This is a genomic window from Cupriavidus sp. WS (assembly GCF_000395345.1).
GTDB lineage: Bacteria > Pseudomonadota > Gammaproteobacteria > Burkholderiales > Burkholderiaceae > Cupriavidus > Cupriavidus basilensis_B.
Window position 1 is genome coordinate 1 of sequence record NZ_AQPL01000468.1, and the last position, 8,126, is coordinate 8,126.

An 8,126-nucleotide genomic window follows, 5' to 3' on the forward strand; every position below is an offset into this window, starting at 1 on the left:
GGCCTCGGCACCCGCCGCGGCCGGCATCGCGCCGCCGCAGCCGGCACCGAAGCCGTGGTCCTACGCGGTCGACCAGATCAGCGTCAAGCAGGCCAGCCTCGCGCTGCGCGACGAGCTGGCTCCCTCCGGGCCCGGCACGCTGGCGCTCGGGCCGCTGGACGCCGAGGTCGCGGGCCTGTCGGGCGACAGCGACAAGCCGGCCAAAGTGCAGGCCAAGCTGGGCCTGGGCGAAGGCCAGAGCCTCAGCCACGAAGGCGAGCTGACCCTGCGCGGCGGCACCATGACCGGCACGCTGCAGGCCAGCGGTGTGAAGCCGCAGGGGTTTGCCGCGTGGTGGCCGGCCGAGCTGCGCACGCAGCTGGGCGACACCGCGGTCAACGCCGAGCTGCACTACAAGATGGCATGGGGCGGCCCGGAATTCGCGTTCGCGCTGGACAAGTCGCGCGTGGAACTGGCGCCGCTGTATGTCGCCACGCGCGAGCCGGTGGCGGTGCCCGCCGCGGGCGCCGGCAACGCCGGCAGCGCGCGCCGCGCGCGCGCGCGCGCGGACAACGACGACGACACCGCCAGCCTGCCGGTCATGCGCGCCGAGCGCGTGGCGCTCGACGACATCGGCTTCGACCTCGCCGGGCATACTTTCAGCGCCGGCGAGCTGGTGGTGGCCAAGCCGCAGGTCGCGCTCACGCGCGACCACCGCGGCGAGCTGCTGGAGAGCGCGCGCCTGTGGGCGGCGCAGTCCGGGCAGAAGGCCAGCCAGCGCTCCGCCACGGTCACGGCCAAGGCGGCCCGGGCCGAGAGCCCCGCGGCCGCCAGGCCGCTGCCGTGGAACGCCCGGTTGGGCAAGTTCGCGCTCGACGGCGGCAGCGTGCGGCTGACCGACTACGCGCCGGCCGCCGCCAACCGCGACCGCCCGGTGATCCACCAGTACCGCAACATCAGCCTCGGCACCGGCGCGCTGCAATGGCCGCTGGCGCCCGGCGCGATCCCGCTCAAGTTCAAGGCCGAGAGCGGACGGCGCGGCGTGATGGCGCTGGACGGCACGGTGCAGCCCACGGCGCCGGCGGCGCAGGTGCAGGTGGACCTGCGCGAGATCGACCTGGCGCCGCTGCAGCCCTACCTGGCCGACCGCTTCAACGCCGCGCTGCGCGGCGGCACGGCCACCGTCAAGGGCCGCCTGGGCGTGGACGCGCCCAGCGGCAAGCCGATCGCCGCGCGCTTCGCCGGCAATGCGCAGCTTGGCAACGTGCGCACCGTGGACCGCGTCACCGGCGACGATTTCCTGCGCTGGCGCTCGCTGGCCGTCAACGGCATCGACTTCGTCATGGACGAGTCGAAGGGGCCGATGAAGGTGGGCGTGGGTAGCGTGGCGCTGTCCGATTTCTACGCGCGCGTGATCCTCAACGCCAACGGCCGGCTGAACCTGCAGGACGTGATGGCGGGCGGCGCCGCCAAGGGCGAGGCCGCGCCGAGCACCAGCCTGACGCAGGCCAACCCGGCCTCGGCGCCGCCGGCCAGCGCGCCGGCCGCCGCGCCCACGCCGGCACCGGCCCCGGCGCCCGCCGCCACGGCGGCGGCCAAGCCGCAGATCCGCCTGGGCGGCGTGACGGTGAGCAAGGGCAACATCAATTTCTCGGACTTCTTCGTCCGGCCCAACTACACCGCCAACCTGACCGACATGAAAGGCTCGGTCTCCAAGGTGTCCTCGACCGATCCGGCGCCGGCCGACCTCACGCTGGCGGGCCGCATCGACGACGACGCGCCGGTCAACATTGACGGCAAGCTCAACCCGCTGGCCGACCCGCTCTACCTCGACATCGCCGCCAAGGCCGCCGGCGTGGAGCTCACGCGCCTGACGCCCTACGCGGCCAAGTACGCCGGTTATCCGATCACCAAGGGCAAGCTCACGGTGGACGTGGCGTACAAGATCGAGAACGGCAAGCTCGATGCGAGCAACCACCTCTACCTGGACCAGCTCACCTTCGGCGACAAGGTCGACAGCCCCACGGCGACCAAGCTGCCGGTGCTGCTGGCGGTGTCGCTGCTCAAGGATCGCAACGGCGTGATCGACATCAACCTGCCGGTCTCGGGCTCGCTGTCGGACCCCGAGTTCAGCATCGGTGGCGTGATCGTGCGCGTGATCGTCAACCTGCTGACCAAGGCCATCACCTCGCCGTTCTCGCTGATCGCCTCGGCCTTCGGCGGCGGCGGCGACGAGCTGGGCTACGTCGAGTTCCCGCCCGGCACCGCCACGCTCACGCCGGCGGCCAGGCAGAAGATCGACACGCTGGGCAAGGCGCTGGCGGACCGCCCGTCGCTGCGGCTGGAGATCAGCGGGCGCATCGATCCGGCCACCGACATGGCCGGCGCGCAGCGCGCCTGGCTCGACGCGCGCGTGGCCGAGCAGAAGTCGCGCGACCTGCGCTCCAGCGCCCGCCAGGGCGGCGTGGCGGACGACAGCGAGGAAGGCGAGCAGGGCGCCAAGGTGACGGTGTCGCAGCAGGAATATCCGAAGTACCTGGAGGCGGTCTACAAGCGCGCTTCGTTCAAGAAGCCGCGCAACGTGATCGGCCTGGCCAAGTCGCTGCCGACGCAGGAGATGGAAAAGCTGCTGCTGGAAAACGCGCCGGTGACCAACGTGGAGCTGCGCCAGCTTGCCGAGCAGCGCGCGCTGGCGGTGAAGCAGTCGCTGGAGCGCGACGGCAAGGTGCCGGAAAACCGCCTGTTCCTGACCGCGCCGAAGCTCGACACCGAGGGCATCAAGGACAAGGGCGCGCCCAACCGGGTGGACTTCGCCATCCGCGACTGAGGCGGGCGGCTTTCCCCGCGGCGGACGCCGCCGCGGGCCGAAAAGCTTGTATGATCTGGCCCGGAATCGAAAACAGGAGTGCGTTTTGCAGCAGGAAGTCGTTGCCTACAAGACCTGGGTCTGCCTGATTTGCGGCTGGGTCTATGACGAAGAACAAGGCTGGCCGGAAGACGGCATCGCCCCCGGCACGCGCTGGGAAGATATTCCGGAAGACTGGCGCTGCCCCGAATGCGACGTGGGCAAGGGCGAGTTCGCCATGATCGAGATCTGACCGCCGGCATGGCGGCGACAGCGATCAAGCAACCAGGCGATTAAGCGATCAAGCAACCATAGCGGCTACGGCGGCGCCGGCCGGCGCGTTCAGGTCAGGCCCGGCGGCTGGCGTCGCCGCATCTCCCGGCAGATGCCGGCGCGGCGCCGGTGCTGCGCGCAGCGCCGGTAGCGCATGCGATAGGGATGGCTGCAGCGCCAGATCGCCGCGACCACGGTGAGCAGCAGCAGCGCCGCCATCATGGCGGCCAACAGGCCAAGCGTCATCGCGGCCTCCTTCCCCTCGGCCATCTCCCGAGCCGGCTGGCGCGCGATGCGTCCGCCGGCGCTCAGATCAGCAACGGCAACGCTTCGAGCAGGGCCACCGCCAGCAGGGCTCCGAAGATGGCGCCCGCCGCGCGGCAACTGATGCGCAAGGCCCGGGCCGTAAACGGAATCCCGCCGAAAGCGATCATGCCAACCAGCGCCATCGGGATCAGAAAAACAAGATCATGTGACGTGAAGTGCAGCATGGCTGTCTCCTGTCTCTCTACTTGTGTTTCCAGTATAGAAAGTGTCGCGGGGACGCCAAGCTCGATTAAGTGGGGGTTGTCACCTAAGCGGCACGCACCCGTTTCGCCGCGGTCCGCACGCTGCGCCGCAACATCGCCGGCGGACGCCGCCGGGCCTGCCTTGCGTCGCCGGAAAGGCCGGGCGCCGCCGCGGCCGCGGCAAGTACCGCGGCTGCCACACGCGCCGCCGGCAATGCGCGGCATGCCACGCGCCGCGCGCATATTTGCATGCGGCCGGGCCGACGGACCGGCCCGCCTGTCCTATGCTGACCAGTATGCAGGCCGGACCCGCAAGCGGGCCGCGGCGCCCGTGATGGCGCCACTGCAGCAACCAGCGTATCGGAGGTGGCTATGGAACTTCACATGCAATCGCACCATTACGTGCGTCGCCTGCCCGACTGGATGGCGGCGGCCGTGTCCGGCCTCGCGGCCGGCGCGCTGCTGATGGTGGTCGAGCTGTTCTGGTCCACCATGGTGGCCGGCGTCAATCCGTGGGGCACCACGCGCATGATCGCCGCCATCGTGATGGGGCCGGACGTGCTGCAGACCTCCCTGTTCAGCGTGGGCACGGTGGCGGTGGCGCTGGTCATCCACTTCGTGCTGGGCGCGGTGCTCGGCATGATCCTGGCGGTCATCATCGCGCCGTTCCACTTCGACTCCAGCGCCGGCATGGTGCTGCTGACCGGCGCGGTGTTCGGGCTGGCGGTCTACCTGATCGACTTCTATGGCATGACGCGCTTCTTCTCGTGGTTCGCCGACGCGCGCGGCTGGCACACGCTGGCGGGCCACCTGATCTTCGGCATGACCGCGGCCATCGCGTACTGGAAGCTCGAAAGCAAGGATGTATCGCACTGAGCACGGGCCACGCGGCGCGTTTTCGGCCTTGCGCATTGCCACTACACGGGCGGCGCGGCCCACCGGCGGCGAAGGAAGGTCCAGGCCTTCCTTCGCCGCTTTTTATGCGGCGCCCGGCGCGCCTGCGCGCCGCGCGTTTGTGTGGCAGTGCACCCAAAGCGATGCGGGCGGCGCCTTGCACCGGGCGGACCACATGCACTAGGCTTATCTCAACCTTGCGCTGAGTTCGCGGTCAGCCATGCGCGGGGGGGAGGGTCGGTATGGCGCTCGCCATTGCACTCGTCGTCATTGTCGTCGCTTCGGTGCTCTTTCATTTCCTGAGCCCGTGGTGGGCGACCCCGCTTGCTTCGAACTGGAAGCAGATGGACGACACGCTGACCATCACGCTGGTCGTCACCGGCATCTTCTTCATCGTCATCAACCTGTTCGTCGGCTACATCGTCTGGCGCTACCGCCATCGCCAGGGCGCGCGCGCCGCCTACCAGCCGGAAAACCGCAAGCTCGAACTGTGGCTGACCGCTGGCACCACGCTGGGCGTGATCGTGCTGCTGGCGCCGGGCCTGTTCGTCTACGCCGAATACGTGCGCCCGCCGGCCAACGCGATGGTGCTCGAGGTGGTGGGCCAGCAATGGCAATGGGGCTTCCGCTTTCCCGGCCAGGGCGGCCAGCTCGGTACTTCGGACGCGCGCTTCGTCTCGGCGGACAATCCGCTCGGCGTGAACCCCGACGATCCGCGCGGGCAGGACGACATCATCGTGGCCGCGCCCGAGGTGCACCTGCCGCTGAACCGCCCGGTCAAGGTGCTGCTGCGCTCCAAGGACGTGCTGCACGACTTCTACGTGCCGCCGTTCCGCGCCCGCATGAACATGGTGCCGGGCATGGTGACTTCGTTCTGGTTCACGCCGACCAAGGCCGGCACCTTCGAGATCCTGTGCGCGCAGCTTTGCGGCGTGGGCCACTACAACATGCGCGGCAAGGTGGTGGTGGAGGACGACGCCGCGTTCCAGGCCTGGCTGGCGCGCCAGCCGACCTTCGCCCTGACCATGCTCAAGACGCCCGCGCCGGGCGCGGTGGCGGCCGGCGGCGGCGCGCCCGCCGACACGCTCGCGGCGCAGGGCCGCGCGCTGGCGCAGAGCAAGGGCTGCATCGGCTGCCACAGCATCGACGGCAGCGTCGGCGTGGGGCCGAGCTGGAAGGGCCTGTACGGGCGCAGCGAGACCTTCGCCGACGGCAGCAGCGCGAGGGTGGACGACGGCTACCTCAAGACCGAGATCACCGAGCCGCAGCAGCGGCTGGTCAAGGGCTTCGGCCCGGTGATGCCGAAGATTCCCCTGAGCGAAGAGGAAGTGAGCGCGCTGGTCGCCTACATCCGCGCCAACGGCGCGCAGGGTGGCGCCACGCAGGCGGGCGCCGGTTCGGGCACCGCATCGGGCGCGGCAGCCCGGTAAGCCGACAGGAGCAGCCAATGGCCTACGCCGACCACGACATCCACGGCCCCACCAGTTTCTTCACCCGCTACATCTGGAGCCAGGACCACAAGGTGATCGCGGTGCAGTACACGCTGGTCGCCATCTTCGTTGGGCTGATCGGCGTGCTGCTGTCCAACCTGATGCGGCTGCAGCTCGGCTTCCCGGGGCATTTCGCCTTCATCGACGCCAACCGCTACTACCAGTTCGTCACCATGCACGGCATGATCATGGTGATCTACCTGCTCACCGCGCTGTTCCTCGGCGGCTTCGGCAACTACCTGATCCCGCTCATGGTGGGCGCGCGCGACATGGTGTTCCCGTTCCTCAACATGCTGAGCTTCTGGGTCTACCTGGTGTCCGTGCTGGTGCTGCTGGCAAGCTTCTTCGTGCCGGGCGGGCCCACCGGCGCGGGCTGGACGCTCTATCCGCCGCAGGCCATCCTGCCGGGCACGCCCGGCTACCAGTGGGGCATCATCCTGATGCTGGTGTCGCTGCTGATCTTCATCGCGGCGGCCACGATGGGCGGGCTCAACTACGTCACCACCGTGCTGCAGGCGCGCACCGAGGGCATGACGCTGATGCGCATGCCGCTGGCCGTGTGGGGCATCTTCATGGCCACCATCCTGGCGCTGCTGGCGTTCCCGGCGCTGTTCGTCTCGGGCGTGATGATGCTGCTCGACCGCACGCTGGGCACCAGCTTCTTCATGCCGGCGATGGTGTCGATGGGCCAGCATCTCGACTACAAGGGCGGCAGCCCGCTGCTGTTCCAGCACCTGTTCTGGTTCTTCGGCCACCCCGAGGTGTACATCGTCGCGCTGCCGGCCTTCGGCATCGTCTCCGACCTGGTGAGCGTGCATTCGCGCAAGAGCATCTTCGGCTACCGCACGATGGTGTGGGCGATCCTGGCCATCGGCGTGCTGTCGGTGGTGGTGTGGGCGCACCACATGTTCGTCAGCGGCATGAACCCGTACTTCGGCTTCTTCTTCGCCACCACCACGCTGATCATCGCCATTCCCACCGCGATCAAGGTCTACAACTGGGTGCTCACGCTGTGGCGCGCCGACATCCACTTCACGGTGCCGATGCTGTTCGCCATCGCCTTCATCAGCACCTTCGTCATCGGCGGGCTGACCGGGCTGTTCCTCGGCAACGTCAGCGTGGACATCCCGCTGTCCAACACGTATTTCGTGGTCGCGCACTTCCACATGGTGATGGGCGTGTCGCCGATCCTGGTGGTGTTCGGCGGCATCTACCACTGGTACCCGAAGGTGACGGGGCGCATGCTCAACGACACGCTGGGCCGCGTGCATTTCTGGATCACCTTCGTCGGCACCTACGCGATCTTCTTCCCGATGCACTACCTCGGCGTGCTCGGCATGCCGCGGCGCTACTACGCCTACGACAACTACGCCTTCATTCCCGAATCGGCGCACGTGATGAACGCCTACATCTCGGTCGCGGCCTTCATCGTGGCCGCGGCGCAGCTGGTGTTCATCTTCAACCTGGCCTGGAGCGTGCGGCATGGCCGGCCGGCCGGCGCCAACCCGTGGCGCGCCGCCTCGCTGGAATGGCAGACGCCGCAGACCCCGCCCGCGCACGGCAACTGGGGGCCCGAGCTGCCGGTGGCGTACCGCTGGGCCTACGCCTACAGCGTGCCCGGCGCGAGCGAGGACTTCATCGCGCAGAACGCGCCGCCCGAAGCCGGCGGCGCCGAGCCCGAACCGCACCCCAGCCGAGGAGCCGTGGCATGAGCGTGAACCTGATCTACCGCGCCGACGGCGGCGGCGAGCGCCGCGGCGGCCCCGGCCCCGGCGACGTGGGCCGGCAGCGCGCCGGCCCGGCGCCGGCCAGCATCGGCCTGTGGGTGTTCATGGGTGTGGTGTGCTCGCTGTTCGCGCTGTTCATCACCGCCTACGCCATGCGCATGGATTCGCCGGACTGGCACGCGGTGGCGCTGCCGTGGCAGGTGTGGCTGTCCACCGCGCTGCTGGCGGCGGGCAGCGCGCTCATGCTGGCGGCGGCGCGCGCCGCGCGCGCGGGCCGGCTGTCGCGCGCGCGCCGCGCGCTGCGCTGGGGCGGGCTGGCGGCGGCGGCCTTCGTCGGCTCGCAGTTGTGGGCGTGGCAGGCCCTGCTCGCCATCCACGTGGTGCCGGCCAACAACCCGGCCGGCAGCTT

The 8,126-nt window shown here is 69.6% G+C and carries 8 protein-coding genes; 6 read left to right on the forward strand and 2 right to left on the reverse strand.

The window, feature by feature from the left end; all coding sequences use genetic code 11:
- On the forward strand, positions 1–2,806 hold a 2,806-nt coding region (locus K206_RS0131460), incomplete at its 5' end, for a DUF748 domain-containing protein (RefSeq protein WP_020206293.1).
- 85 nt (positions 2,807–2,891) lie between these two features.
- On the forward strand, positions 2,892–3,077 hold the full coding sequence (locus tag K206_RS0131465) for a rubredoxin (protein ID WP_020206294.1): 186 nt from the start codon (positions 2,892–2,894) through the stop codon (positions 3,075–3,077).
- Positions 3,078–3,166: 89 nt separating this feature from the next.
- Here the strand turns inward: K206_RS0131465 and K206_RS43970 are convergent, their stop codons facing one another.
- Together K206_RS43970 and K206_RS0131475 are read right to left on the reverse strand one after the other, a co-directional pair.
- Complete coding sequence (locus K206_RS43970; protein WP_020206295.1) at positions 3,167–3,343, reverse strand: hypothetical protein; 177 nt, start codon at positions 3,341–3,343, stop codon at positions 3,167–3,169.
- 62 nt (positions 3,344–3,405) lie between these two features.
- Positions 3,406–3,588 carry a hypothetical protein gene (locus K206_RS0131475; protein WP_006163669.1) on the reverse strand — a complete coding sequence of 61 codons (183 nt, stop codon included), beginning with the start codon at positions 3,586–3,588 and terminating at the stop codon, positions 3,406–3,408.
- A gap of 390 nt (positions 3,589–3,978) precedes the next feature.
- Here K206_RS0131475 and K206_RS0131480 point away from each other — a divergent pair, with 390 nt between their 5' ends.
- The 4 genes from K206_RS0131480 to K206_RS39865 form a co-directional block, all read left to right on the forward strand.
- On the forward strand, positions 3,979–4,482 hold the full coding sequence (locus K206_RS0131480; protein WP_029044300.1) for a hypothetical protein: 504 nt from the start codon (positions 3,979–3,981) through the stop codon (positions 4,480–4,482).
- Between the two features lie 260 nt (positions 4,483–4,742).
- Entirely contained in the window at positions 4,743–5,930 is a 1,188-nt protein-coding gene (locus K206_RS39860) for a cytochrome c oxidase subunit II (RefSeq protein WP_043367486.1), read from the forward strand.
- A 17-nt stretch (positions 5,931–5,947) separates the two neighbouring features.
- Positions 5,948–7,702 (forward strand): cytochrome c oxidase subunit I, encoded by a 1,755-nt coding sequence (ctaD, locus tag K206_RS0131490; RefSeq protein WP_020206298.1) that lies wholly within the window; start codon positions 5,948–5,950, stop codon positions 7,700–7,702.
- Positions 7,699–8,126, forward strand: a 428-nt coding sequence (locus K206_RS39865; protein WP_020206299.1) for a hypothetical protein, incomplete at its 3' end; no start/stop codon positions are given. The genes ctaD and K206_RS39865, both read left to right, overlap by 4 nt.

Coding starts and splice junctions, on each gene's coding strand:
- K206_RS39860 (WP_043367486.1), top strand. CDS start 4,743: ATGGCGCTCGCCATTGCACTCGTCGTCATTGTCGTCGCTTCGGTGCTC.
- ctaD (WP_020206298.1), top strand. CDS start 5,948: ATGGCCTACGCCGACCACGACATCCACGGCCCCACCAGTTTCTTCACC.
- K206_RS0131475 (WP_006163669.1), bottom strand. CDS start 3,588: ATGCTGCACTTCACGTCACATGATCTTGTTTTTCTGATCCCGATGGCG.
- K206_RS0131480 (WP_029044300.1), top strand. CDS start 3,979: ATGGAACTTCACATGCAATCGCACCATTACGTGCGTCGCCTGCCCGAC.
- K206_RS43970 (WP_020206295.1), bottom strand. CDS start 3,343: ATGACGCTTGGCCTGTTGGCCGCCATGATGGCGGCGCTGCTGCTGCTC.